1 protein-coding gene is annotated in these 1,190 nt (G+C 56.9%); it reads right to left on the bottom strand.

The features are described 5' to 3' along the window. Positions 1-1,126 (bottom strand): transposase family protein (locus ACO5R6_RS07670; RefSeq protein WP_485626583.1); only part of this gene is annotated, 1,126 nt, incomplete at its 3' end. Positions 1,127-1,190 lie beyond the last annotated feature (64 nt).

The following is a 1,190-nucleotide window of genomic DNA, read 5'->3' as shown; positions in this document are numbered from 1 at the left end:
CCCAATCCAACAGGTTCGTCACGATACCGAACACCTTGTATACGTGGCCCCCAAGCTCCGTCAGATGCAGCTTCTTCACCCTGGCGTTCTCAGACTCCAGGTCGTCGATCAGCTCCGGTATGAACAGCTGCCGTGAGTCCTGCAGCTCCTGAGACAGTCGAAGCTTCTTTCCCGATCCCTCCAACTCGAATGCCTCGCGAATGGCAAGAAAACGGTACGTCGGACCGTTCTTGTCGAGACTCAAAGACTGTGGCGCATAGACGACCTCCGCCCATTCCTGGCCGTTGCCCAAAGGGCGCCAATCCTTCTCACAAACTGCCTCCACCGCCTCCCTGAAATCCCTGTATACAGGACACGAGATCGCGAACTCGATCACCCCGAAACGCGCATCCTGACCCTCCGCCAGATAGCGCAAAAGACGCGTCTGGTAACCCGCACTGTCCGAACGGTACCTCACCTTCCTCACTCCCGCAGGAAGATGCGCCAATACCCCCTGCAACTGCTCCAGCTGTCCGTGCCCAGGCTTCACATTCCCGTCCCGGTATTCCGTCGCCACAGGCAGGTCGTACTCCGGACAGTACACGTTCAACGCCTCGTAACTCCGTTTCCCCTGGTAGTTGTACAACGCCCCGCTCGTCTCCGTCTCGATGAACGTCGCGTCCTGGTCCAGCGTCAACTCCTCCTGCGCAGACGCCTCGAACGCGCACCTCAGAAGATGGCGGTGCACCTCCTCAAACCCCCTCAGCGCCTCATTCGATGCCGGGACAAAGGAACGGCCATGACCCCGCTCCCGGTCCTCCGATTCGTTATGAAAACAGCTGGCGTAGTCCCGGGCCGACGTCGGAGATGGAAACGGCAGGGAGACTTTCTTCAGCCCCGCCTGCTCCTTCAAAAACTTCAGGTGTTCCACGGCTCTGCCGCCGCTGAGGTTCAGCAGGACCATCGACAGAAGCTGCTCGGAGTCCCGGTACCCTTTGTCTTTCCTGATTCCTATGAAAGTATCGATGATTTCGTCAAGATGGAGCCGATTCCAAAGTTCGATAACGGGGAAAAGGCCGGCAAAAGGGGTGATGTCCTGCATCTTGTCCGTCGTCTTAACCTCGATTTTTGGTCGTTTGTATGGCATAATGGTCTTCGCACCTCGCAGGTGATGGCTTATTGTTTGGTGACTTAAGCTTAACACTGTTTTT

Source organism: Shuttleworthella sp. (assembly GCF_057251025.1).
Note: the sequence above shows the minus strand (reverse complement) of the source record. Positions and strands in the feature narration are given on the sequence as shown.